The following is a 24,276-nucleotide window of genomic DNA, read 5'->3' as shown; positions in this document are numbered from 1 at the left end:
AGAGAGAGGACTTCAGTCCTCAGTACGAACAAAGGAATGATTAATCATCCACTCCTTCAATCGGCGCAAAACCCTGCCGCTGAATATTTTCGGTTATGGTGCGGGGTTCGAGGAATTGCAGCAAATAATCCGGGCCGCCAGCTTTAGAACCAACTCCCGAAAGTTTGAATCCTCCGAAGGGTTGCCGCGATACCACAGCGCCGGTAATTCCGCGATTGATGTACAGGTTTCCGACTTCAAAATCGGATGCGGCTCGATCGATATGCGAAGGCGTGCGAGAATACAATCCGCCGGTTAAAGCAAAATTCGTGCCGTTAGCAATAACAATCGCTTCGCTGAAATTCTTTGCCCGAATCACCGACAAAACAGGGCCGAAAATTTCTTCTTGGGCGATAGTTGCTGTCGGGGATACTTCCGTAACAATGACTGGGCCGACAAAATAACCGGTTTCCGGTGCCGGCATTTCTAAAGCTATTTTAGCTTCGGCGCGGCCTGTTTCGATGTATTCGCGGATGCGCGAATGGGCATTGGCATCGATCACAGGGCCGACTTGAGTGCCGGGATTTTCTGCGGGGCCGACATTGAGCGATCGCGTCGCTTCTACCAATCTTGCCACAAAATTATCGTACACCGATTCGACCACAATTACTCGCGAACAAGCGGAACATTTTTGACCGCTGTATCCAAATGCCGAATAAACTACGCCTGCAACTGCTTGGTCTAAATCCGCACTTTCATCGACAATAATTGCATTCTTTCCGCCCATTTCCGCAATTACTCGTTTCAGGTGTTTTTGTCCAGGCTGCAAAATCGCAGCATCGGCATAAATCTGACAGCCCACTTCCTGAGAACCGGTGAAAGTAATCATGTGAACGTCAGGATGTTTCACCATGTAAGCGCCGACGGTTGAACCTTTGCAAGGCACGTATTGAAATACGCCTTTGGGGATTCCGGCTTCCAGCAAAATTTCGGTGATTTTTGCTGCAATTACTGAGGATACTTCCGCAGGTTTGAGTAAAGTACAATTACCAGCAACCAGCGATGCAACTGTCATGCCAACGGGAATTGCGAGTGGGAAATTCCAAGGCGAAATGATTAAAGAAATGCCACGTGGCTGATAGCTATAACGGTTAGTTTCTCCGGGAATGTCGTAATTTTTTCCTTGGTCTAACCGTTCCATTTCGTCGGCGTAGTAGCGACAAAAATCAATAGCTTCGGAAACTTCGGCATCGCATTCTCTGACTGGTTTGCCGACTTCAAACACCATCCAAGCTGACAGTTCGTGCCGCCGCTGTTCCATCAACTCTGCGGCTTTGCGGAGGACGCCTGCACGCTGGCGGACAGAGGTTTTCCGCCAACTGGTAGAGGCTGATTTTGCTGCTTCCAGGGCTTGTTTGGCCTGTTCTTCGGAAAGCAATCCGATTTTGCCGACTACTTCTGTGGGATTGGAAGGGTTGAGGGAATTAACTGTTGCTTCAGTATTTTGGTACTCGCCATTGATTAGGGGTAAATAGGTTTTACCTAAGTTAGCCCGCACTAATTTGATGGCTGTTTCTGCTTGTTGCCGCAATTTGGTATTGGCATAGTCGGTATCGGCAACGTTGGGAAATATTTTGCTGTAAACTAGCTGGTCATTTCCGTTAGCAACGGGCGCGGCTAACAATTGTTCGATCGGCATTTCTTCGGAACTTTGCCGGATGAAAGAACTGTTGGCGGTATTTTCCAGCAAACGGCGGATCAAATAAGCCATTCCCGGTAGCAAATCGCCGTAGGGGCAGTAGACTCGGACGCGATAACCCCGATCGACCAACAGCTTAGCCAATTTGTCGCCCATGCCATACAGTACCTGCATTTCAAAGCGGCGGCGCGGTATATTGAGAGTTTCGGCAATGGCGATCGCCCTCGCTTGCGATCGCACATTATGACTGCCAATAGCTGCATACAAATATTCGTGATTTTCTAGCAGCAACTGCGTCATCTGCTCGAAATTTGCATCGGTAGTAACTTTGTCATTGTAGACCGGCTGTGGCCAATCTTTCTGCATCGCTTTGATAGTTTCCTGATCCCAGTAAGCGCCTTTTACCAGCCGCACTGTTACCGGATTTCCGCGTTTTTTTGCCCACGCAATAAGACCTTGCAAATCTTGAGCACTGTCGCGCAAATATGCTTGCAATGTAATTCCGATATCAGTGCGACTGCGAAACTCTTCTTCTAACAATAAGTCTTTGAGAATGGTCAGAGTTAAACTTTTGTAAGCATACTGTTCCATGTCAAAATGAACAGCCGCTCCCAATTCCTTCGCGCGGCGTAGTAACAGGCGAATTCTCTCGCTTACTTTCTCCTCGCTACCTTTAGCATCCAACGGGTCAAACTGAGAATAAAAAGCCGTTAACTTTACCGATACTTGCACTCGGGGCAGAGTTTCGCCGTCAGCTTTGTCAATTGCATCTACTTGCGGCCAATTCTTCGCTGCATTCGCGAGTTCCGCCATCAATTCCAAATAGCGGTTAAGATAAATTTGCGCCTCAGCTTCAGTGATGACAGCTTCGCCCAAAAGGTCAACTGTAAAACCCATTTTATCTTTGCGAAGCCGCTCTAAGGTTTTAATTACCTGCTTGATATTTTCCCCAGAAATATACTTGTGCGCCAAAGTTTCCACAGCAGGCGCAACCGTCGTCGCCGCCAATTGACCCGGAACTGAATCAGGGCTAGCAAAGTTGAGCAATTTTTTCAATGCCTCGGGCAATTCTACCTCTTCAGCGCTCAGGTATTCTTGCAAGTGGCGGGCAATTTCCGGCCTGCTGCGGAGGGCCGGCAAACAGTCAATAAATCGAAACAACTGCACCCGCAGTCCGGGGCTGGCCATGGCCCAATCCATCAGTTTGTCGTCCCAGCGCATTTGGTCTTGGAGTTGACCGAAAAAAGAGCGCTTTTTCTCTTGAGTTACCCGCAAAATTTCTTTGGCAATTTCCTGGGTTTTTGCTTCGTAGATGTTTTCAGATACTTGTGCGATCATTGGTAATAAGTAATTTGTAATTTGTAATTAGCTACAGGGGGACTTTATGTATTTGGTAACTACCCCCTGATACAATTATAGTTGCTATTTCACTTCAATTTTAACTTGGTAGTTTGCTTGGCGATCGCCTGAAATTTCAATAGTATAATCGCCGCTACTGGCTAGTTGACCTTGCCACTGACCTGTGCTGTCAGCAGTACCTAAGTTTTCACCGTTAGGAGCAATAATTGCTGCGCTAACTTGACCTTCTTGAACACTTATTGTCATGCTTTGGCCGCTATTGCACTCCAGTAAGTAGCGCCTGGATATGTTGGCTCGCAAACTATTGCTCAGAGTAGTTCCCGTAGCACCAGGTTGAAAGTAAACTCGCTCGGTTACAGGGGTTTCAACCACAGCGGGAGAAGCAGAAGGAGAAGGCAACGGCAACGGCGACGGTGACGGCGAAGCAAGTTGGGGAACACCCGACACAGAGGGTATTTGAGTGGGACGGGGCGACGGATAGATTGTGGCGGGCAGTCGAGTTCCAGGTGCTGGGGGAAGTCCGGGCCGGCGGTTGGCGGGCGCTGTTGCGACAGGCGGAGGGCTTTCGGGGAGGGGTACGTCAGCGGGTAGTTTGATTTGCAGGTTCGCTCTTTCCTGATACATTCTCCACGCTACCAAACTGCCGACACTAAGGACAGAACCAACTAACATTCCGCTGAGAAAAACTGCTACGATTTGCCAGGAGCGAGCTGGTTTTGGTTCGGGGTTGGCAGTTGGAATTGTTGGAGGCGGATAACTTGCAATTTGAGTTGTTGCCGGCGCGCTATCGGCGGAAATTGGAATTGTTTCGGCCTCGTCGATTGGCGCTGAAATATCTTTGGGCGCGACAATTTCTGCGGGAGTTTCTACTGATGCTGAAGCTGCATCGCCACGGGCAATTTCACTGCGATCGAACTCATCACTGGCAGTGGAAATTGTTTCCGGTTGCTGAGTCAAAATTTGTTTTTTTTCCTGTTCGTCGCTCATGGGGCTAAATTTATTTTACAAAGACCGCTTTTAGACATTTTACGTTACTGGTGCGATCGCCTGCACTGAACAACTACGGCAAGGCTCTTGACAAATTGCCGTCCGTGTCTATCGAGAAATCTATCTGCTGGGGCGATCGCAATTTACCAATTTTCGGTAAATATTGAGTACAAATTGCGATCGCAAATTACTACTGGGTTCAATTATTAGGTAAAGACTGCCAAAAAGGCCGCTCTTCAGGCTTCCTCACAGTATTCGTCGCCGACTGCACGTTTCCTTTTAATTCTTGATAATACCTGTCATCCAGAAAACTAACGCTGACGCCAGCAGGAAGCAGCAGTTGGCGCAATCTTTCCTGAGTGTAATCTACACCCTCAATCATTGGTCCGCGCGGATTGGAAACTAACAATTTGCCGTTAACTGGCACCGAATTGACCATATTTGGCGACCAAGCATAACCGCTGTAGCCAAACATCACCGGAACTTGAATAATTTGGTCGTCTTTGAGCAAAAACTCTCTTTTCAACTTCTCTATAATCGGATTAAGTTTCTGATTTTGCAAATAGAGATTGTGTTGAATTAAAGCACGGTTTTGCAAAGCGGCGCTGACAGTTGTTTGAGTGCTCAAACCACGATTGATCGTCACATCGCCGTAACCTTTTTCCTGCAATTCTTCCAACAGCTTAACTCCGGCTTCGGGACTGGCGATTGCCATTACATATTGTCCGGGAGTTTGAGTGGGAATAAAATTGATAATTTCATCGACTTGGCGAGTCAGAAGCCAAGAAGTATCAATATCCACTGGCGGCCCTTGAATTCTCTGAGCTTGAATAAAATCAAGTACCTCTGGATTAAAACTAGCATTTCCCGAATTCCCGTAATAAACTCGACCCATTGGGTGTCCGGGAATCGGCGGTGTCACCTGCAAATTGCCGTATCCGTCAGACCACTGACTTACAGGGTCTAAAGAACGAGGATTGCCAATTTTAAATACTTTCAAATCCCGGTTTTGAGCTGATTTAACAGGCGGGTTTTTCTCGGGTTCGCTATTGCTTTTTATGGCTACATTAAACAGGCGTATATCCGATTTTTCTGGCAATTGAACGTAGCCGTTTTTCTGGGTATCTTGCATCCAAGTGCGATCGCCCTGGAGAATTTTTACTTTAGCGCCCGTGGGTTCTACTGCTTGTTTTAGTTGCGAGATAAATTCGCTGTTAACCGCGCCTCTGTCGCTGACCTGAACTTCGGTTACTGGTGCTGTATTGGGCGGTATCATCCAAGGACTAACGCCCATTTGGATTGTTGTGGAGGCAATTTCTTGGCCGTTGTTTTGGGCAGTTGCTTTGAGATTAACAGTGCCGTTCCAATTGCGATCGGCAAATTGTTTGGCTTCTACGCCTAAAACAATATTCGTGCTGAAAACTAGAGGTTTAGCACCGGATATATCTACAGGTTGCCAGCCGTCGCCCGTCTTCTGAAAAACGCTGATGTGAGGGCTAGCAATGCTGTCAGCCGTGATAAATAGTTGAGAGGTTTTGAAGTTTTCAGACAGTGTTAAGTTAACTTGAGAAAGCATTGCTGCACGGCGGGGAGCGCTAACTTTGGTTTGTTTCCAAGTCGGTATCTTGCCGCGATCGTTATTGCGATCGTTAAATAAAATTAGCGCGCCCTTGGACAAAGACCATTGTTCTTTTCCCGCTTCGTCTTGCTCGTTAATTTGGCCATCTCTGTTGGTATCTCCCGCAAAGAAAAAGTTCGGCGGCGACGCAGCAGGCGTAACTGGGGCGGGAGTTGGTGTTGCCGTTGATTCAGGAGTTGGTGGAGGAGTTGCTTGCTGATTTCTCTCTAGTTCTTGCCTTTCTAATTCTTTTTGCGCTAATTCTTGTCTGGCTAACTCTTGCCTTTCTAGTTCTTGTCTTTCAAGTTCTTTTCTGGCTAATTCTTGCCTTTCTAGTTCTTGTCTTTCAAGTTCTTTTCTGGCTAATTCTTGCCTTTCTAGTTCTTTTCTGGCTAACTCTAGCCTTTGGAATTCTTGTCTTTCTAGTTCTTTTCTGGCTAATTCTTGCCTTTGGAATTCTTGTCTTTCTAGTTCTTTTCTGGCTAATTCTTGCCTTTCAAGTTCTTTCCTGGCTAATTCTTGCCTTTGGAATTCTTGTCTTTCTAGTTCTTTTCTAGCCCGGTCTTTTTTCTCTTGTTCTTTTCTCTCAATTTCTCGACGAGCAAATTCTTTTTTCTCTTGCTCTTTGCGGGCTCGCTCTCTTATCTCTTCTTCCTCAGCTCTAACCTTCTCAACAGAACGTGCAACTTGCATTTCATAGGTAGCGACACTGAGGTTTCCTTGGTATTCGATGGTTTTGTCCATCGCCCCATCGGCCAAAAAAGAATCGTGAGGAATGAGTCGCAGCGTATTGATAGCCAACTGCCACAGCCGCTGGGACTGTTCCCAAGTAGCAGAAGAAGGATTAGAAGTGCGTCCAATTAAGACTGCTTGGGCGGCTAATTTAGCAGCATCGTCCCAATTATATTTGGCTCTTTCTTCTATTTGAATCTGACTTTGAACGTTTTGGAGTTGCTGCGTCAGAGTTTGAGATTGCTGACGGTGGATTGCTGATTTCCAAAGTTCTGCCGGAAACGGGGCGCTGTCGGGAGTTTTGGCAAGGTTATCTAATTGTACTTTCAGCCGATCGCGCAATTTGTAGAGTTCGGAAAGGGATTGCGGAGTTTCGCGCTCTGGCTGTCGCGCAGAGAGTGCGAGTTGGTAGTTTAAGGAAGGTTGAGCCAGTGTTGTGGGGACTGCAACCCAAATAATACCGATGACGACACCGAAACCATTGACGATCGCGATCGCAATATATTTAACCAAGCGCATATAGTTTATCCTCAGACACGCCAATAATTTTACCTAATCTCGGGAGCAATGGGGGATTTAATTATAAGGACTTACGCATGGCGGCCCAGAAATCGGGTTTTTTACGAAAATACTTTGTTGCTGCGGACTGATTCGGTAAAAACCCGGTTTCTTTGTCGAAGTCCGTAAGTCCTAAATCTTAACTTGTCACCTCTGGGCACTACCGTGTCCTTACCCGTAGCTACGACTTCAAAAAAATGCTATGATTTCCTGTTAATCTCCTACCTGGAAAACAACACATCACTGTTGTAGAAATTATTCATTTACTCCCTTATTCCCTAAAACTATCAGCAAAATTCATGAAATTCCGCTCTTGCTGGCTAATTTTTATCCTCATCGTACTCTCATTAATAAGTTGTTCGCAGCCGAAGTCATCTCAAGAAATTGCTGAAACAGTTAACAAGAGCCTCGTGCTGATTTACTACGAAAATCAAGGCGGACACGGTACGGGGTTTATTATACCGGGAAAAAAGGGAGTTTGCACTGTTCTCACGGCCGGTCATGTGGTTAAAGGCTATAGTTTGAAACTGCAAACTTATCAGGATAAACAAAGTCATACAACTGACAGAATTCAAACAAGTCCTACTTACGATTTAGCAGTGGTGACGTTTAAGTCTGCCGGGGAAAGTTGTCCTTATCCCAGTGTCAATTTTGGTGATTCTAACGAGCTGAAAGTAGGACATAAAATCTATATTTCGGGTTTTCCAGTTCTTCAAAACGAAGATTTAGCGCCGGAATTTTTGGAAGGTTCAGTATCGAGAATTAATGTTGTCTTGGCGGAGGGATATGGAATTAACTATACAGCTCAACTTTCTGTTGGGATAAGTGGCGCGCCTGTTTTAGATGCTAGCGGTAAAGTGGTTGCAGTTCACGGGCAGGCGAAGGATAAATTGCCGAGGGGAATTCCTATTAAAACTTATCTGGCAAATTTTAATACAAATGCACTTACAGCCCGCCTTGCTCCAACTCAAGCCGAGAGTGGGAGTGTGTGGTCACGATGGGATGATGGGTGGAGGAGTAGGGGTTTGGGTGGGGGTGAGACGGGGGTGGTTTGGGTGGTGGTTGAGGTAGTGGCTTTAATGGGGTGGTGGTGGTGGGAGCTGTCTATTGGTGATAGGCGTGGTGCGTTTTTTGATGTGATAATGGTGTTGTTTTTTGTTTGGCTAGCTTTTTATCTAGAATTAGATGGTGCGGGGGTTGTTTTGTCTGCGGGAATTGGTGGTGTTATTTGCGTGTTTGGGTCGTTGTTTGGGAGTGTATGTCGGTGGGTGGGTGCTTTGCTGTGGCGTCTTCTCACCAATAAAAAATGATAAAATTGTAACCTAATAAACACCTCAAGTTTTTATTAAGAATTGTGAAGGATTCCCAATCCACAGAGTCATGCGGTGTCTGGGTTTCCGATACCGGGCACTGGGCGCTTATATGATGTCTATTAACCTCATTCTTGTATGTCATTGCGAACGAAGCGAAGCAATCGCAGAGGCTTGCGATTGCTTCGCTTCGTTCGCAATGACAAAGTTGGGAATAGCACCTGATATCACTTAGCAGAATTAGATCCAGCAAGGCGATCCTCTTCAGCCAAAAAAGGAGTTAAATCAATCTCGGGCGAAGACGGAGAAAACTTAGGAACTACCTGCTTACCCTCGCTATTTTGATAAACCCCAGTACCGTTCAGCAAATTTTCAGTCATATCTCGCATTGCGTTATAAGCCTCCGTTTCGCTACCGGGATTCAACGTCACCAACAGCGGACAACCCTCGCCACTCAACTTAGTTTTAGCACAAATCACGTATTGATTCGGCGTCTTAGGCTCGTCTCTATAAGCTAACCGAATTAAACCATCTTTGCGATAACCGTTCAAGCTTTCAGAAATTATTTGGCAGCGTCTTACAGGCGTATAATCACCGCCTAAAGTTGTGACCATTTTCAACCAAGGTTGTTGACCTTTATCGTGACGGTACATGACAGTCCAAACTTCACTACCCCGCTGAGTATCTGGCTGAAGTTGGCAGGAAAAACGAGCATCTTTTTCAAATAACAGCGGCTGCCAACCTTGAGCATAAGCAATTCCGGCACCGACAACAGCCGCTAACAAACTTAGTACACCGATAGTCAGGTTTGCGACGTTAAAAAACTTTCCACCATTATTCACGGTACAGAATCCTCGATAAAGTTTTGATAGACGACAAGAGCGATAATTAAGTTGAAAAGTTCTACATCAACCAAGTAACGCATTCCCGAAAACTTGCCTGATGTCGAATAATGCTATTATAGTATTATGAAGTCAACACAACAGTTGACAGCAATTATTGAACGAGAAGGCGACGGATATATATCCCTTTGCCCAGAACTTGATATTGCCAGCCAAGGTGACAATATAGAAGAAGCGCGACGAAATCTGATCGAAGCGTTGGAACTATTTTTTGAGACAGCCGATCCTTCGGAAGTCAAGAATCGACTGCATACAAACTATTAGCTTATAAGACTCGGCGATTGAAATCGCTTAAGAGTCAAACGAAGTCCCTCTCGCTGGAGACTGAAGAATATTGATATCAAAACAAAACCCCAACAAAAACCCGGTTTCTTGTAGAAACCGGGTTTAATCATCCGCGTTAATCCGCGTTAATCCGCCTTCATCAGCGGTTGCAAAATCCTACAACTGCTTCACCTCAGAAACCAATTTGGCAACCACATCCTTAGCGCTACCAAACAACATCATCGTTTTATCCTTGTAAAACAACTCATTGTCAACACCGGAAAAACCAGCACTCATCCCGCGCTTAATCACGATCGTATGTTTGGCCTTATCAACCTCCAAAATCGGCATCCCGTAAATCGGGCTCGCCGTATCGTGACGCGCCGCCGGATTCACCACATCATTCGCACCAATCACCAACGCCACATCCGTTTCTTCAAACTGCGGATTGATGTCGTCCATATCGTACAACTGCGGATAAGGCACGTTTGCTTCCGCCAACAGCACATTCATGTGCCCCGGCATCCGCCCAGCCACCGGGTGAATCGCGTATTTCACGTCAACACCCATTTTTTCCAAACCGTCGGCTAACTCGCGCACCGCGTGCTGTGCTTGCGCTACAGCCATTCCGTAACCGGGAATAATTACAACCGATCGCGCATAACCCAACATCATCGCACTTTCTTCGAGATTGATGCTGCGAACAGTTTTGTCAGTAGCACCAGCAGCCCCAGCAGCCCCAGCAGAACTACCGCCACCGCTACCAAAGGCGCTAAACAGCACACTAGAAAGCGATCGATTCATCCCCTTGCACATGATTTGCGTCAAAATAATCCCCGACGCGCCCACCAATGCACCAGCGATAATCAGCATATTGTTCATCAAAATGAACCCAGCCACACTCGCCGCAATCCCCGAATAAGAGTTAAGCAGCGACACCACCACCGGCATATCGCCACCGCCAATCGGGAGCACAAACATGATGCCCAAAATATTGGAAATCGCCACCAAAGCCAGGAATACCGGCACATTCTCCGGGTTAAACAGCATATAACCGCTGCCGGCTAAAAGTGCGATCGCCAGCATGGCATTAAACGGCTGTTGCAGCGGAAACGTCATGGGCGCACCAGGTAGCAATTCTTGCAGTTTCGCAAACGCCACAAGGCTACCAGTGAAAGTAATTCCGCCAATCAACACACCCAAAAGAATCGTGATTGTCGCGTCTGGAGTTGGCGATTCCGGGATGCTGAGATAGCGCCAGAATTCGCCCACAGCAACGAGTGCAGAAGCCGCGCCCCCGAAACCGTTAAGCAAACCCACCATCTGCGGCATATCCGTCATCGCCACGGTATTCGCCATAATCGTTCCCAAAATGGAACCGACGATAATTCCGACAGCAATCAATTCGTAGCTGACTACTTGCTTTTCCAGCAACGTACCGACGATCGCAATTAACATCCCGATCGCAGCTAACACATTTCCTTGACGCGCGGTTGCAGGGGAACCCAACTGTTTCAAACCGATAATAAACAAAGATGCGGCAACTAAATAACCTAGTTGAATGCCACTGGGCAGAAAATCGCTCACGCTTTAACCTCTTTTTTCTTGAACATTTGCAGCATTCGATCGGTTACTAAGAAACCGCCGACTACGTTAATTGTGGCCAGGGCGATCGCGATCGTCCCCAAAATCGAAGTAACAGTCACATTGCCTTGGCCAGAAATCAGAATTGCACCTAAAACCGCAATTCCCGAAATCGCATTCGATCCCGACATCAAAGGTGTGTGCAGCGTCGGCGGGACTTTATTGATTACTTCAAATCCCACAAACGACGCCAGAGTAAACACCACTAAACCTGCAATCAATCCTTCTGCCATAACAATTGGTAATTGGTAATTGGTAATTGGTGTGAAATTAACGCTAAAGTCCTTTATATCTCTCGTTTGTTGCCGAGTCTCGATCCCCCTAAATCCCCCTTAAGAAGGGGGACTTTGAATACTTCTTGTTCCCCCCTTCTTAAGGGGGGCTAGGGGGGATCTGGCCCTAGTCACCAAACAAAAAAAGCCTTTTTGGGAGATATTTAATCAGTTCTTCAGTCCTCTTAAGAGGACTTTAGCTTTGAGGCAGGGGTTTCAACCCTTGCCGGACTTTGCCTCATAACGACAGAATCTAACTGACGGCTGAAGCCTGAGCTGCCAAAGCATCGCGAACTCGCTGGTTGCTAATTTCACCGTCGCGGGCAACGCAAGCACCAGCGATGATATCGTCTTCAAAATTCAAATTGAGCTCCTTATCTTTCACCATCAACTGAAGTAAAGAGGAGATATTCTTCGAGTAAGTTTCGCTAGCGTGTACCGGCATCGACGAAGGCACATTAATCGGGCCGATGACATTAACGCCGTTCCATTCAACATCTTTCCCCGCTTCCGTGCATTCGCAATTGCCGCCTTGTTCGCCCGCGAGGTCAACAATTACCGATCCGGGCTTCATTTGAGAAACCATTTCTCTAGTAACTAAAATAGGTGCTTTTCTGCCGGGAACTTGAGCGGTTGTAATCACTGCATCGGAAGCGCTGACGTGTTGGGTGAGCACTTGGCGGGTGTATTCTTTGGCGGCTTCTGATAATTCTTTAGCGTAGCCTCCAGCGGCGACGGTTTCTTCCTTGAGTTCGACATCAAGGAATTTAGCGCCCAAACTTTGCACTTGTTCTTTTGTTTCCGGGCGGATATCGAAAGCTTCGACTACCGCACCCAAACGGCGCGCCGTGGCGATCGCCTGCAAGCCAGCAACGCCCACACCCATTACCAATACTTTCGCGGGGCGAATTGTACCCGCCGCCGTTGTCAGCATCGGAAAATACTTTGGCAAAGCTGCGGCTGCGATCAGTACCGCTTTGTAACCGGCGACGTTACCCTGAGATGACAGTGCATCCATGCTTTGAGCGCGGCTGGTGCGCGGGATCATTTCCATGCTGAAAGCCGTTACTTGGCGATCGGCTAAACGCTGCACTAAAGCTGGATCTCCCAGAGGATTCAAAAATCCGATGAAAACGCCTCCTTCCCGGAGTTGATGAACTTCTGATTCTTGCAGGGCCCCGATTTTCACGACGACATCGGCTTCGCCCCACAGCCTAGCTGTATCGGCGACAACCTGAGCTCCCGCTTCTTCGTAAGCAATATCCGAGAAAAAGGATTGTGCGCCGGCACCGGCCTCAACCCAAACTTCGACGCCCTGTTTGACTAATCTGGCTACAGCGTCGGGTACTAAAGCCACCCGGCGTTCCCCTGCTGCTATTTCTTTTGCGATCGCTAATTTCATACACTCTCCTTATTTAAGCCTTCCTAGGACGGTTGAAACCGCGCCTACACAGACAAAACCTGCCTCCGCAGGTTTCTTGAAGTGCGATTTTTAATCGCCCGATGCCTTGCTTTACATTGAAGCAGCCGTTCCCCTAAACTTCTCTCGTTGATACTAAAGCCGATCGCCCAAATTCGACCCGTATCTTTAACTTATCTTATACATTCAAATTCGCTAAATTGTTAAGTTTGCCACCGATTATGATATAATTTTATGTCGCCTACTTATGTAGTTTGAATGTCTGTTATCAGTATTACGCAAAAATTACGCAAAAAAAAGTGACCTCAGCCGCCGGTCGCTCGCCCTCATCAAATTGCTGAGACATTCGATATTATTGTAGGCACGATCGCAAATTTCGGGCGAGCAATATTTAAGGTTCACCAAGAGTTTAATTAGAGGAGTTGTTATGCGACGATTATTTTCAGCACTAGCGGTTACAGGTTGCTTGGTGGCTGGATTGCCCGCCATCAGTTTAGCCCAGTCGATGCCAGGATTGACGATTTTCGGCGGCCCCGAGCGGGCCAACCAATTAAGCTATCGCTTGGATTACGGTACAGCCGGGATGAGCGGCGATAGATATCGGCTGCGAATTCCTTCCAAAAAAGTAAGTTTGGCGATCGCCCAACTGAACATATCCTATCCAGACTACTACAAAGGCGAATTTGACCAAAAAGACATTAAAGTGCGCGTCAAAGACAAAACAATAGAATTGCAAGAAGTAATCTGGGACAAAGAAAATCGATTCATAGAAATTTATCCCAAAGAACCAATTGCCGCCGGCAACAATGTTGAGGTTGTACTCTCCAACGTCAGAAACCCATCTCCCGGCGGAATGTACCATTTCAACGTCCGCATCCGCACCCCCGGTGACGTTCCCTTGCTGCGTTATCTCGGTACTTGGCTGTTGAGCATTAATTGAGGGAAGGGTTCGGGGAAGTAATTTCTCGTTAGTCAAGCGATCGCGACAGAAAAATTAAATGTGGCGATCGTTTTGCTGCGGGCAAAAATTTAACAATACTCAAATCCGGGTTTTCGGGAGCTGTAAAATAGAACTTTCGGCTCATATCGCAATTCTCAATGATTCGTAATAATGAGTCTAGGGGCAGTCCCTCGATGGTTGCCCTTCGCTAATTAGGGGTAAGCCCAGGGGCGCTACCCCAACAAAATGTTTACAAATCAAATAGGATTGCTCTAGCCGTAATCTCGCATGAATCTACTAGCAAAAATCAAAACTATACAAATTCCTCCAGCGCTGCGATCGAGAAATTATCGCCTGTTTTTTGCAGGACAAGGCCTCTCACTGATTGGCAGTTGGATGACGCAAGTCGCTACTGTTTGGCTTGTATACAATTTGAGCGATTCACCTTGGATGCTCGGCGTGGTGGGATTTACAAGTCAAATACCCACATTAATTTTACTGCCTTTTGCAGGAGTTTTAATCGATCGCTGGAACCGCCACCGAGTGATAATTGCCACTCAAATATTAGCAATGGTTCAATCCTTAGCCCTAGCATTTTTAGCGCTAACAGGAGTGGTGAACATTTGGCAGATCCTGGTACTGAGTTTCTTCCAAGGCGCAATTAATGCCTTTGACGCGCCGGCACGGCAAGCTTTTGTGCCGGAACTTGTAGAAAAGAAAGAAGATTTAGCAAATGCGATCGCCCTCAACGCTTCCATGTTCAACGGCGCCAGATTAATCGGCCCAGCAATTGCAGGTTTGCTAATAGCTACAGTCGGCCCAAGTTATTGCTTTCTCATTGACGGGCTCAGCTACATCGCCGTAATTGCAGGCTTATTAGCGATGCAGATCAAAGCCCGTAAAATTGCCGCAACTAATACCAAACCCTTACAAAGATTAAAAGAAGGATTCGTTTATGCCTTCGGGTTTCCCCCGATTCGAGCAATTTTACTGCTATTAGCCTTAGTCAGTTTTGCCGGAATGTCGCACACAGTATTAGTCCCAATTTTTGCCACCAAAATTCTGCACGGCGACGCACAAACCCTCGGCTTTTTGATGGCTGCTTCGGGAGTTGGCGCCTTTGGGGGGGCGATTTATTTGATTTCGCGCAAAAGTGTAGTTGGCCTCGGCAAATGGATTGCGATTTCACCGGCAATTATGGGATGTGGACTGATAGGTTTTGGTTTGTCCCGCGTCTTGTGGCTGTCATTAATCATGATGTTGTTTGTAGGGTTTGGCTTCATTTTGCAATTTGCAGGAGGAAACACATTTTTGCAAACAATTGTGGAAGACGACAAACGCGGAAGAGTGATGAGCATATACACGATGGCATTTTTTGGAGTGACACCGTTTGGGAATTTAGTTGCTGGCGGAGTGGCAAATTATATCGGCGCTCCCAATACAGTCATCATTGGAGGTATAATTTGTGTTTTAGGCTCCATAGTTTTTACCAAACAGTTGCCAGCTTTAAAAAACTTAGTCCGGCCACTTTATCAAAAAATGGGTTTAATTCCGCAGTAGCGATTTAGCGTAAAAGCACAAATGCCAACATTAAACAACATTCCCAAAGCTAATATCTGACTGTATCTCTAGCAATCCTCAGCAATTTGTAAACTTCTCTCTTTCCCTCTTATCTTCTCTTTCTCTGCGCCCTCTGCGCCCTCTGCGGTTAAAACATCCAAATGAATTACGCAAGCAGAGGTTAAACCAAGCCAATACAAGTGCAATCGCATCTCTCAGAGAGATTCAAGCAGCCTTAAGCGCAACTTGAGAAAAAGGTTCTGGGATTTCCACCGCGTATCTAGTCGCAGAAAATATTTTTTAGCTGGTTCACCATTCTTGTTGGGCTTCTGCTTCTGCTTGGATTAAATTTTGCCGCAGTTGCACCCAATTTATTTGATGAGAGGGCAAATCTTCGATCAGCTTTCCGCGCTGTAAATGCAGAATTCGCGTGCTAAATTGCTCGGCTAATTCTAATTGATGGTTTACCATTACAATTGTGGTTTGGCCGTTTGTTAGCTGTGTCAATACTTGCAAAAGGTGAGCGGCTTTTCCTGCGTCTAGGGCGGATGTTGGCTCGTCTAAAAGCAAGATTTTTGGTTGCAGGATGATGCCGCGGGCGATCGCCACGAGCTGTTTTTGGCCTGTGGAAAGCTGCAATTCGGTGCGATTGAGCCATTCTTGGGGTATATGCAGTTGTTCGATCGCCCCGCTAATTCTCTCAGAAATGTTTGATGAAGTCACGCCCCGCAGCTTCAAAGGATAAGCCAATGCTTCTCGCACCGACATTCCCAAAAGCTTGGATTCTTGCAGGATGAGGGTGATTTGTTTGCGGAGTTCGATCGCAGGTATTTGGCGATATTCTGTATTTTCCAGATAAATCGAGCCGCTGGTGGGAGTGCTGAGGCGATTTAGCAACCGCAACAGCGTTGTTTTGCCGGCACCTGAAGGGCCAACAATTGCCATGCGAGATCCCTTGTTTACCTGAAATGATATATTTTCCAACAAATGACTTGAGGCGATCGGTGTTTTCAAGCTTACACTGTCAATTCGCAGTTGAGGATTTGTTTCTGTATTATTTTCGGAATAATTAGGCATTTAATTAATTAAAAATATGGCTTTCGTGGAACGGGCATCTTGCCCGTTCTTAAGGCAGGCAAGATGCCCACTCCCCTATTTAACTCACTCTTTGTGGAACGGGCATCTTGCCCGTTCTTAAGGCAGGCAAAATGCCCGCCCCACAATTCAAACTCAAACTTTTACAGCTTTTTCTAAAGGAAAACCCAGCTTTTCGCGCTGTTCTAAATAAAGCTGAGCAACTCGCCGCGCTAAGTTGCGAATTTTTGTGATGTAGCGGGTTCTTTCAGTTACCGAAATCACACCTCTAGCGTCGAGCAAATTGAAAGTGTGAGAACATTTTAACACATAATCAAGACTAGGCAAAACCAATCCTTTTTTTGTCAATTGTTCGGCTTCTTGCTCGTACAATCCAAATAGAGTAAACAGCAATTCTGGATTGGAAGCTTCAAAGTTATAAGTACACTGTTCTATTTCTCCTTGCAGGTGAACGTCGCCGTAAGTTATGCCATCTTTCCACTGAATTTTCGTCATGGCCTCGACTTCTTGCAGATACATTGCTAGGCGTTCTAGTCCGTAGGTAATTTCAATGGAGACGGGGCGACAGTCAATGCTACCGCACTGTTGAAAGTAGGTAAATTGGGTGATTTCCATGCCGTCGAGCCAGACTTCCCAGCCGACGCCCCAAGCTCCGAGGGTGGGCGATTCCCAGTTGTCTTCGACGAAACGAATGTCGTGGTCTTCAGGGCTAATTCCTAATGCTCTGAGGGAGTCTAAATAGATGTCTTGGATGTTGGGAGGAGAGGGTTTAATTAAAACTTGATATTGATAGTAATGTTGGAAGCGGTTGGGATTTTCGCCGTAGCGTCCGTCGGTGGGGCGGCGACAGGGTTCGATGTAGGCGACTGACCAAGGTTCGGGGCCAATTGCTCTGAGAAAGGTGTGGGGATTCATGGTTCCTGCACCTTTTTCTGTGTCGTAGGATTGGGCGATCAGGCAGCCTCGATCGCTCCAGAATTTGTTTAAGGTGGCAATGACTGATTGAAAGTTCACTGGTTTAAATATGGTTAGCGAGTGTCTAAGCTTATTTAAGCATACTCAAGGCACGGTTTATTCAAATAAACCCTGCCAAAATTAGATAAGACAGGATTTATAGCGAATTGCCCTACTCGGTTTTTTCCAGTTTGCATTTTTCGATTTCCGCGATCGGTAGTAACATTCTCTCAAGAACTGATTCCCATGTTTTTAGCGAAATTTTTACTGCCCTTTCTTTACAAGCTATAACCATTTCGTTTGCATATAGATAATTCCATAATTCCCCTTCGGTTCTAAATATTGCTTTCCATTCTTGCTGAAGACTTAAACTTTCAGCCCATACTTGGAAAACCCGATCTACAAAACATCGAAGTAGATTGTAGGATTCTCGGTCATAAACTCTCTCAATTTTCTCAATTTTTGGAGTTTCAATTTCTAACATCTGAAAATTTTTTATTAAAAGTTCAAAATCAACCACACTAAAAATTTCTAATTCATGAATGATAGGCACAATTTCTTGAGCTAAATAAATAACTTTATTCTGAGGGCGCTCGCGATGGCGAACTAAGGTATCGAACTTTCTCAATACCTCCTTAATATCGTCAGAATGTGCTATTCTATCAATTAATCTTGAAAGGTAATTCATACATTCTGCCAGAGCCATATTATGGATAATATCTGGAGACAATGCACAAGCTATGTACATAGCTGCCGCTCTTTTTATAACAGGTTTAAAATCTCCTGTTGCTTTATTTGTTGAAGAATGTGCCCAGTTCAACCAAGCCGTAAGTTTACCAACGGCGCTCAATTTTTGGACTGCTGATTCCATGTTCAATATTAGAATACTGGCATCATCCAACATTTCTGTAGTCAAAAAAAATACTTCTTTCCATTGATACTCATTAACATGATGAGCTAGTGCTTGCAATGTTGCTTTGTCTTCTGAGTCACGACTGTGAATCTTTGTAAAGAAGTAAGCAGTACAATATTCTTGAAAAGTTAGATGCGAAAAAGACCATATTTTTTGCGATCGCTCAATCAACAATCCATGCTGCGCTTCCATCGCCCTCAACACCGCCCGACTATCCCGCTTCCCAATCCCCAAAAACTCCGCAATATACTCCTCAATTTCTGCCTGCTCAAATAGCACATATTGCTCTTTTTCAAACTTCTTCACTGCCAGAAAGCTCAATAATTCTAGCTTTCGCTCCACTGACAAATCGCGATAAATTTCATCTCGCTCGATTCCCCTACGTTCGTCCCACTCCTCTAGCAATAACTCCAACCCTTCTTCATAAAGCTTGGAACGCTTCGAGTAAAACTTTCCCTTGCGGTGAAACACCGCACAAGTCAAACTCAGCAAAATCGGCGTAATTGCTAACTCCCGAATCGGCTTATTCTCCTCCAAAAAGAGCAGCCCGAGAAACTCCTTGGCTTTTGCCAGTCCCCCCGACTCATCCCCCATCACCGCCTTCTACCAATGTTGGGCAAAAGCCCGCGCCTGCGTTTCATTAAAATCCGCCACCTCCACATAATCAAACCGCTCAAACCGCGATTCCTGACTCTGCGTTCGACAGGTCACAATTACCTGCACCTGCGGATAAGTGCGAGCAAACCGCTTGATTTCCTTGGCGATGTTCTTCCCATCTTCTCCCGTCACTTCATCCAACCCATCCAGCAGCACCAGCGCCCGACCTCGATCGAGTATCGATTGAGCTTCTGGGTCCGACAACCGCCAGCATCCCTCTAGATAACGCTCTAGCGAATAGGCAACCTCACGCCCATCCTCGACAAAATCTCGCAGTTTAATCAAAACCGGAATCCGGCGCGCTTGTAAATTACCTGCGTTGCACTCCATCACCACTCGCTGCAAATACGTGGTCTTTCCCGAACCCGGTTTGCCCACCACCATCAGGTTCGCATTCTTTGTCAGCACCTCTAAACCTGATACCCGTTTTAGCTCTTTGCCCAAACCAATGCGATCGAAACTGCGGTAGCTGCGATTTTGGCTGAAGTCCTGCCACAAGTCATCCAATTCCGATTTACGACTACTACTGAGTTCCTCCAGAATATTGACATCCACAAACAAATCACCCAACGGCACCCAACGATCGATCCCCCAAAGCGGCATGGTGCGGTGCAACCGTTGGATATCATCGTGGAGGCGCGATCGTACCTGCTGAACCAACGCATCAACAGGATCTTTGACGCTCTCTGCAGGCAGATTTGACAGTGAACTCGCTGGTTTACGTTTCTGCTGCTCCTCTAAATAGCGCCGTAACTCCCTTTCTTTAACAGGACCCGGCTCGTTGATTCCAAACTTTTTGTAAACCCCTGTTAGCCGCGTACTAACAACGGTTTCAGTTGTATTAAGCTCAATGGCAATTTGCACCTTATTTTTATCTTGACCAAATAGCAGCAAAAAAACAGCTATCTCTAGGTCAGTCAGCTTTTTCGTGCGAGCGATTTCGGTCAAGAAGTCATGAGGAAAGGGCATTACGAGCAAACGAGCAAAGGGTACACAGATAGTTTAGCTACTTTTTTTGCCCGAAGCCAGTCTAAGTCAGGTTAAATCAGCCTAAGTCAGTCAAATCAGTTTAAATAACTCTCAATTCTAATTGTTCCAATGGATTTAAGCATTAAAAAAAGGTGATTCTAATGTCTAAATCCAACAAAAAGAAAGGGCTCAAAGTAATCGAGTTTACTGTAGTGGGTGTTGCCACCTGGCTCAATCCCCAAGCAGGATTTCTGCTCTTTCTGCTCCGGCTGTGCTTTCAAATCTTGGCTGCGTTGCAGAAAGATGAGGAGAGTGAAATAGATAAAAGCTAAATGCTAAACGAGTATAGTGAGAAAAAATTGTCGTTGCCGAGCGCCGAAATCGACAAGCGAAAAAAGGCATCAGAACAAGCAGCAGTCACCGGAGAAAGTAGCGAATCTCAACTCGGCGATCGCCTCAACAAACAAGCTCTCAAAAATGCCCTTTTATAGTAGCGCGAGCTGCCATATTTCTACGGGCAAATAAACGGAGGCAGATATTGCTGTCTTGCGTCAGGTGTTGAGTGGAAGCGATCGCCAAATTGGCATTAAAAAACAGAATAGTCAGAACCCCGACTTATTCAATAAGTCGGGGTTCTGACAGTGAAAAAGTTGAGATTACTTTCTAGTTTAGTCTGCGGGAGCGAGGGAAACTAACAGAGTGATGTTGTCAACGCCGATGACATAAACGGTGTCTCCCGGTGTGAGGGTGATTTGGCCATCGCACCGTGCGGGCCACCAGCTACCTTGGAAGCGGACGCGACCTGTTTGATTCGGGTAAATCGATTCATCAACGACTGCTTCTTCGTTGAAATAGTTAAAATTGGTGTTGATGTAGTTATCCATTAAGAGATTCTTTTCTGTGCTGTAGGTGTGAGTAGAAAAAATTGAACCGAAAGCTTTTATTACGTTGAACATTTTCCTGACTCCTTTTGTGTTAAAATATATTGATTTTTACTCGCCTATTTATGCTCTTTGAAAAGTAGCATTTCCTGGTTGGGATTTATTACCAGGTTGTTCATGCTCTGATTTAGTCTGCGGGAGCGAGGGAAACTAACAGAGTGATGTTGTCAACGCCGATGACATAAACGGTGTCTCCTGGTGTTAGGGTGATTTGGCGATCGCAACGTGCGGGCCACCAGCTACCTTGAAAGCGGACGCGACCTGTTTGATTCGGGTAAATCGATTCATCAACTACTGCTTCTTCGTTGAAGTAGTGGAAATTGGTGTTGACGTAATTTTTGATGAGCATATTGTTAGCGCCGCTGTATCCTTGGGTGGAGAAAATCGATCCGAAAGCTTTTACTACGTTGAACATGATATTTACTCCTGTGGTGTTAAAATATATGGATGTGTAATTGTCGGTTTATGCTATTTGAGAGGCTGCATTTCCTCGGTTGAGATTGATTGATTGCCTTGATATTTCATTGTTCTTGCCTTCCGTGGTTTTATCAGGATAAAAAGCAAAGAATTTTTGAAATGTTGAGGGGATTTGAGAAGCGGTTGGGGGGAGTATAAATCCACTAATTCCGAGGTATTGAATTAAGGATTTCATGGTTGAGCAGTTGGTGGGATTTGCCTCAAGGGTAGATGTTGTTAGCTACATTAGAGATTGACTGATTCCGCATTACTGCTGCTGTGAAAATGTTTTATTTTTGGGTTAAATTTTTGGGTTGAATTTTTTGATTGGGTTGTGACTCACTTGCTTTACATTTACTAATTTGCCAGGAGTCGAATATCTTTGGTGCGATCGCCAGTCCACTTTCCGAGTCTGGTACTGGCACATGACACTCGCCAACCTGCAAACAACGATTTTGCAACGGTTTGGGCCTAACGATCAGGCTTGTGGCTGTGCCAATTTAGCCAACTGGACTACCGCGAACAGTGAATTATGAACTTACGCCGTCTCGATCGCCCAATCCGGAATATCCATACATATCTAGTCCGTGACTTACGCACCAAACCCCTAAAAACCCGGTCTCTGACACCCTGTGCGCCATTAGCGGCCCGTAAGCGGATCTATGATATAAGCAAGTCAACTTCGCCTCTCACCCGCCCTCCCCATGCGATGTTGATTTGTACCTACCTATTTAGGCATAGAAAATAGGCGATCGAGACTGACGCAGATATCAGGAGGCTGTAGGAGTTTTTGATCGATGTAGCTCGATCGCACCCTGTTATCCAATTATTGAACAGGTCGAACTTAAAATCCATTCATAAATTCAGAATCTTAAACTCAGAAAAGTCATAATTATAGACAACCTGCTTGATACTGCATAATTGTTACAGGAATTCTGAATAAAGTTTTAGCTAATTGAGACAAACCGAACTTGAATTTAAGCGACTGCGGCAATTCTTGTACGGAAACTTCTACGAAGCCAAAGCGAGTATAAAATGATGCGAGCCGCTTTCCCAAACATTCTAAATATAGCGGTTCTGTAGCTTGTTGAATTAAATATTTTGTGAGGTAGCTTCCCAAACCTCGATCGCGCCAATCTTTCGCCACCACCAAACTGCCCAATTCTTGCGCGCCCGCAAAGTTCCGCAACTGTCCGCAAGCTGCCAATTTTCCCTCGCATTCGATGACCCAAAATTGCTCCCAGCGCAACTGAGTTGGATCGAGTCGGGCGCTCCACACTAACATTCTAATTGATTTGATGTCTTGAGCTGATGCTGGGCGGATGGCGCATTCAGACGGCAACGAAAAAAAACTTTCATTCATTATGATTCCATAAAATTAGCTTTAAGTAGGTAGGCGCTGTAAAACACAATTATGTTAAGGATTGTAAAGTATCCAAATGCCCTAAGCGTGGCTAAGTTAGCCCTGTTGACATATTGTTACATAGCTCGGTTTAATCGCGCTTACCTACTTAACTACCGTCAGGCTTTTTTCAAGCTATACCGTAGGGTACAGAGTAATCTTTATGGGCTGGGACAACGCCGATGGCTCTTGGTCATTGCTCCCGCAGTCAGATGCCCGACACCAATGACAAATGACATTTCTAATACCCAGGCGGGCGTTGAAAAAAACCAGTTACTTGAGTTAACTTTTCCGCAATCTCTAGCAGTTTCAGATCGCTTCCACGCCGTCCCACCACTTGCACGCCGATGGGTAGTCCTTCTTTTGACTGGGTAAAGGGCAGCACTACGGCAGGGTTGCCAGTTAAATTGAAAATTGTTACGTAAGCACCTATTGTTGTCCAATAAGAGAACTCGCGACCATCCACCTCAATGGGTTCTCCTGGCTGACGGTGGGTGAAAGCAGGCACTGGCACCACTGGACACAGCCAAACATCCCAATTAGATAAGAAACTTTCGATATTAGCAATCAGAATATCGCGCTCAATGAGGGCGGTGACATATCGTTGTTGCCGTTGAATCTGCGTCAGGTGTGGCCCGGATAAACCCAATTCAAATTTATAAATATTGAGGTAAGTATCACGTACCGCATTGCTATCAAAATTTGGCGGCTCGTTCAGTTGCTCTACACAGCATCCTATATCTGTCAGGGATGATGCTAATTTCTCTAGAGCAGCTTTGGTTTGAGCTGTGGCTGGAATCTCACCAAAACCTTCTGTCCAAGCGTAGCGGTACGATTGTAGCGTGGTTGCTGGGTTAACTTGTTTGGATATCGGTATTACTTCTGGCTGGCGGGGGTCTGGATCTTGAATCAGTGACAGGCACAATCGCAAGTCTTCTACAGAGCGGGCAAGAGGCCCTATTGTTTGTAAGTGGTGGATAGTTTTAGGTGTTCCTGGTAATTCTGGAATATGTCCAAATGTTGAGACGCGATTCTGGCTTGGTTTCAAGCCGAAAATGCCACAGAAGTGAGAGGGAACGCGGATTGACCCACCAATATCACTACCAAGTTCAAGAGGGGATAACCCCGCAGCTATAGCACTCGCTCCACCCCCAGTGCTGCCGCCTGGCGTATATTCATGGTTCCAAGGGTTGTTTGTTCTACCAAACAGAGGACTGTTGGTCTGAAAGTTACCAGCTAGTTGTGGTGTATTCGTCTTGCCCAAAATAATTGCTCCAGCAGCACGCAGTCGAGCGACGACGGTAGCATCTTGCTTTGGGACATAATTAGCTAAGGGTTGATAACTGCTGGTTGTGCCTAATCCTTTGGTTTCGAGGGTGTCTTTGATAGTTACGGGTACTCCATGTAAGGGCCCCCAATTTTCTCCTTGAGCTAATGCTCGATCTGCCACTTTCGACTGCGCGAGCGCATTTTCCGCATCCAGAGTCACAATCGCATTTAGTGCTGGGTTGTATTGAGCAATCTGACTCAAATAAGCTTCTATTACTTCTGTTGAAGAGACTTGACGAACGCGGATTGCTTTTGCTAATTGATGAGCAGTTAAATAAACTAAATCATTCATTATAATTAACTCTTGTTATCAATA

Annotated in this window: 21 protein-coding genes; 6 read left to right on the top strand and 15 right to left on the bottom strand. The window is 45.9% G+C overall.

The genetic code is table 11. The features are described from left to right. Positions 1-40: 40 nt before the first annotated feature. The 3 genes from pruA to QUA62_RS07425 form a co-directional block, all read right to left on the bottom strand. Positions 41-3,016, bottom strand: a complete 2,976-nt coding sequence (gene pruA, locus QUA62_RS07435; protein ID WP_333403287.1) for an L-glutamate gamma-semialdehyde dehydrogenase — start codon at positions 3,014-3,016, stop codon at positions 41-43. Positions 3,017-3,100: 84 nt separating this feature from the next. Beyond that, a complete protein-coding gene (locus QUA62_RS07430) occupies positions 3,101-4,024 on the bottom strand; it encodes a hypothetical protein (protein ID WP_333403286.1) in 924 nt (307 codons plus the stop codon). A gap of 199 nt (positions 4,025-4,223) precedes the next feature. Next, on the bottom strand, positions 4,224-6,893 hold the full coding sequence (locus QUA62_RS07425; RefSeq protein WP_333403285.1) for a protein-arginine deiminase family protein: 2,670 nt from the start codon (positions 6,891-6,893) through the stop codon (positions 4,224-4,226). A gap of 338 nt (positions 6,894-7,231) precedes the next feature. On the opposite strand from QUA62_RS07425, the gene QUA62_RS07420 reads away from it, so the two are divergent. Beyond that, positions 7,232-8,242: a serine protease gene (locus QUA62_RS07420; RefSeq protein ID WP_333403284.1), complete on the top strand. Its 1,011-nt coding sequence runs from the start codon at positions 7,232-7,234 to the stop codon at positions 8,240-8,242. A gap of 227 nt (positions 8,243-8,469) precedes the next feature. On the opposite strand, the gene QUA62_RS07415 is transcribed toward QUA62_RS07420, so the two are convergent. Next, complete coding sequence (locus tag QUA62_RS07415; RefSeq protein ID WP_333403283.1) at positions 8,470-9,084, bottom strand: COP23 domain-containing protein; 615 nt, start codon at positions 9,082-9,084, stop codon at positions 8,470-8,472. Positions 9,085-9,210: 126 nt separating this feature from the next. On the opposite strand from QUA62_RS07415, the gene QUA62_RS07410 reads away from it, so the two are divergent. Further along, positions 9,211-9,408, top strand: a complete 198-nt coding sequence (locus tag QUA62_RS07410; protein ID WP_333403282.1) for a type II toxin-antitoxin system HicB family antitoxin — start codon at positions 9,211-9,213, stop codon at positions 9,406-9,408. A gap of 177 nt (positions 9,409-9,585) precedes the next feature. On the opposite strand, the gene QUA62_RS07405 is transcribed toward QUA62_RS07410, so the two are convergent. The 3 genes from QUA62_RS07405 to QUA62_RS07395 all read right to left on the bottom strand — a co-directional run bounded on the left by QUA62_RS07405 (position 9,586) and on the right by QUA62_RS07395 (position 12,726). Further along, positions 9,586-10,995, bottom strand: a complete 1,410-nt coding sequence (locus QUA62_RS07405) for an NAD(P)(+) transhydrogenase (Re/Si-specific) subunit beta (RefSeq protein WP_333403281.1) — start codon at positions 10,993-10,995, stop codon at positions 9,586-9,588. Beyond that, positions 10,992-11,285, bottom strand: coding sequence for an NAD(P) transhydrogenase subunit alpha (locus tag QUA62_RS07400; protein ID WP_006633295.1), 294 nt, complete (start codon positions 11,283-11,285; stop codon positions 10,992-10,994). The genes QUA62_RS07405 and QUA62_RS07400 overlap by 4 nt, the downstream gene beginning before the upstream one ends. A 292-nt stretch (positions 11,286-11,577) precedes the next feature. Continuing rightward, positions 11,578-12,726 carry a Re/Si-specific NAD(P)(+) transhydrogenase subunit alpha gene (locus QUA62_RS07395; protein WP_333403280.1) on the bottom strand — a complete coding sequence of 383 codons (1,149 nt, stop codon included), beginning with the start codon at positions 12,724-12,726 and terminating at the stop codon, positions 11,578-11,580. A 445-nt stretch (positions 12,727-13,171) separates the two neighbouring features. Between QUA62_RS07395 and QUA62_RS07390 the strand changes: the two genes are divergently transcribed. Beyond that, positions 13,172-13,684, top strand: coding sequence for a DUF2808 domain-containing protein (locus tag QUA62_RS07390; RefSeq protein WP_190738368.1), 513 nt, complete (start codon positions 13,172-13,174; stop codon positions 13,682-13,684). A gap of 288 nt (positions 13,685-13,972) precedes the next feature. After that, positions 13,973-15,244: an MFS transporter gene (locus QUA62_RS07385; protein ID WP_333403279.1), complete on the top strand. Its 1,272-nt coding sequence runs from the start codon at positions 13,973-13,975 to the stop codon at positions 15,242-15,244. 309 nt (positions 15,245-15,553) lie between these two features. Here QUA62_RS07385 and QUA62_RS07380 read toward each other — a convergent pair whose 3' ends face one another. The 4 genes from QUA62_RS07380 to QUA62_RS07365 form a co-directional block, all read right to left on the bottom strand. Continuing rightward, the gene (locus tag QUA62_RS07380) at positions 15,554-16,321 is read right to left on the bottom strand and encodes an ATP-binding cassette domain-containing protein (protein ID WP_333403278.1); all 768 of its coding nucleotides are present in this window, start codon (positions 16,319-16,321) and stop codon (positions 15,554-15,556) included. A gap of 153 nt (positions 16,322-16,474) precedes the next feature. Continuing rightward, complete coding sequence (glyQ, locus tag QUA62_RS07375; RefSeq protein ID WP_333403277.1) at positions 16,475-17,353, bottom strand: glycine--tRNA ligase subunit alpha; 879 nt, start codon at positions 17,351-17,353, stop codon at positions 16,475-16,477. Between the two features lie 112 nt (positions 17,354-17,465). Further along, positions 17,466-18,743, bottom strand: coding sequence for an NACHT C-terminal helical domain 2-containing protein (locus QUA62_RS07370; RefSeq protein ID WP_333403276.1), 1,278 nt, complete (start codon positions 18,741-18,743; stop codon positions 17,466-17,468). A 66-nt stretch (positions 18,744-18,809) separates the two neighbouring features. After that, on the bottom strand, positions 18,810-19,832 hold the full coding sequence (locus QUA62_RS07365; protein ID WP_333403275.1) for an NACHT domain-containing protein: 1,023 nt from the start codon (positions 19,830-19,832) through the stop codon (positions 18,810-18,812). 161 nt (positions 19,833-19,993) lie between these two features. On the opposite strand from QUA62_RS07365, the gene QUA62_RS07360 reads away from it, so the two are divergent. Continuing rightward, positions 19,994-20,164, top strand: a complete 171-nt coding sequence (locus QUA62_RS07360) for a hypothetical protein (RefSeq protein WP_333403274.1) — start codon at positions 19,994-19,996, stop codon at positions 20,162-20,164. Continuing rightward, positions 20,165-20,323, top strand: coding sequence for a hypothetical protein (locus QUA62_RS07355; protein WP_333403273.1), 159 nt, complete (start codon positions 20,165-20,167; stop codon positions 20,321-20,323). Positions 20,324-20,500: 177 nt separating this feature from the next. On the opposite strand, the gene QUA62_RS07350 is transcribed toward QUA62_RS07355, so the two are convergent. From QUA62_RS07350 to QUA62_RS07335, 4 genes are all read right to left on the bottom strand, one after another. Beyond that, entirely contained in the window at positions 20,501-20,788 is a 288-nt protein-coding gene (locus QUA62_RS07350; RefSeq protein ID WP_333403272.1) for an NfeD family protein, read from the bottom strand. Between the two features lie 112 nt (positions 20,789-20,900). Further along, on the bottom strand, positions 20,901-21,188 hold the full coding sequence (locus QUA62_RS07345) for an NfeD family protein (protein ID WP_333076309.1): 288 nt from the start codon (positions 21,186-21,188) through the stop codon (positions 20,901-20,903). Positions 21,189-22,121: 933 nt separating this feature from the next. Beyond that, positions 22,122-22,592 (bottom strand): GNAT family N-acetyltransferase, encoded by a 471-nt coding sequence (locus QUA62_RS07340; protein ID WP_333403271.1) that lies wholly within the window; start codon positions 22,590-22,592, stop codon positions 22,122-22,124. 280 nt (positions 22,593-22,872) lie between these two features. Continuing rightward, positions 22,873-24,252, bottom strand: a complete 1,380-nt coding sequence (locus QUA62_RS07335) for an amidase (protein WP_333403270.1) — start codon at positions 24,250-24,252, stop codon at positions 22,873-22,875. Between the last annotated feature and the right edge of the window lie 24 nt (positions 24,253-24,276).

Source organism: Microcoleus sp. MON1_C1 (assembly GCF_036701945.1).
GTDB lineage: Bacteria > Cyanobacteriota > Cyanobacteriia > Cyanobacteriales > Microcoleaceae > Microcoleus.
This window is presented reverse-complemented; position numbering and strand designations above follow the sequence as displayed.

What these genes read in the sequence shown, in the direction of transcription:
- QUA62_RS07385 (WP_333403279.1), top strand. Translation starts at nt 13,973, where the DNA reads ATGAATCTACTAGCAAAAATCAAAACTATACAAATTCCTCCAGCGCTG.
- QUA62_RS07430 (WP_333403286.1), bottom strand. Translation starts at nt 4,024, where the DNA reads ATGAGCGACGAACAGGAAAAAAAACAAATTTTGACTCAGCAACCGGAA.
- QUA62_RS07380 (WP_333403278.1), bottom strand. Translation starts at nt 16,321, where the DNA reads ATGCCTAATTATTCCGAAAATAATACAGAAACAAATCCTCAACTGCGA.
- QUA62_RS07355 (WP_333403273.1), top strand. Translation starts at nt 20,165, where the DNA reads ATGCTAAACGAGTATAGTGAGAAAAAATTGTCGTTGCCGAGCGCCGAA.
- QUA62_RS07360 (WP_333403274.1), top strand. Translation starts at nt 19,994, where the DNA reads ATGTCTAAATCCAACAAAAAGAAAGGGCTCAAAGTAATCGAGTTTACT.
- QUA62_RS07395 (WP_333403280.1), bottom strand. Translation starts at nt 12,726, where the DNA reads ATGAAATTAGCGATCGCAAAAGAAATAGCAGCAGGGGAACGCCGGGTG.
- pruA (WP_333403287.1), bottom strand. Translation starts at nt 3,016, where the DNA reads ATGATCGCACAAGTATCTGAAAACATCTACGAAGCAAAAACCCAGGAA.
- QUA62_RS07400 (WP_006633295.1), bottom strand. Translation starts at nt 11,285, where the DNA reads ATGGCAGAAGGATTGATTGCAGGTTTAGTGGTGTTTACTCTGGCGTCG.
- QUA62_RS07345 (WP_333076309.1), bottom strand. Translation starts at nt 21,188, where the DNA reads ATGTTCAACGTAGTAAAAGCTTTCGGATCGATTTTCTCCACCCAAGGA.
- QUA62_RS07410 (WP_333403282.1), top strand. Translation starts at nt 9,211, where the DNA reads ATGAAGTCAACACAACAGTTGACAGCAATTATTGAACGAGAAGGCGAC.
- QUA62_RS07340 (WP_333403271.1), bottom strand. Translation starts at nt 22,592, where the DNA reads ATGAATGAAAGTTTTTTTTCGTTGCCGTCTGAATGCGCCATCCGCCCA.
- QUA62_RS07425 (WP_333403285.1), bottom strand. Translation starts at nt 6,893, where the DNA reads ATGCGCTTGGTTAAATATATTGCGATCGCGATCGTCAATGGTTTCGGT.
- QUA62_RS07350 (WP_333403272.1), bottom strand. Translation starts at nt 20,788, where the DNA reads ATGTTCAACGTAATAAAAGCTTTCGGTTCAATTTTTTCTACTCACACC.
- QUA62_RS07420 (WP_333403284.1), top strand. Translation starts at nt 7,232, where the DNA reads ATGAAATTCCGCTCTTGCTGGCTAATTTTTATCCTCATCGTACTCTCA.
- QUA62_RS07335 (WP_333403270.1), bottom strand. Translation starts at nt 24,252, where the DNA reads ATGAATGATTTAGTTTATTTAACTGCTCATCAATTAGCAAAAGCAATC.
- QUA62_RS07390 (WP_190738368.1), top strand. Translation starts at nt 13,172, where the DNA reads ATGCGACGATTATTTTCAGCACTAGCGGTTACAGGTTGCTTGGTGGCT.
- QUA62_RS07365 (WP_333403275.1), bottom strand. Translation starts at nt 19,832, where the DNA reads ATGCCCTTTCCTCATGACTTCTTGACCGAAATCGCTCGCACGAAAAAG.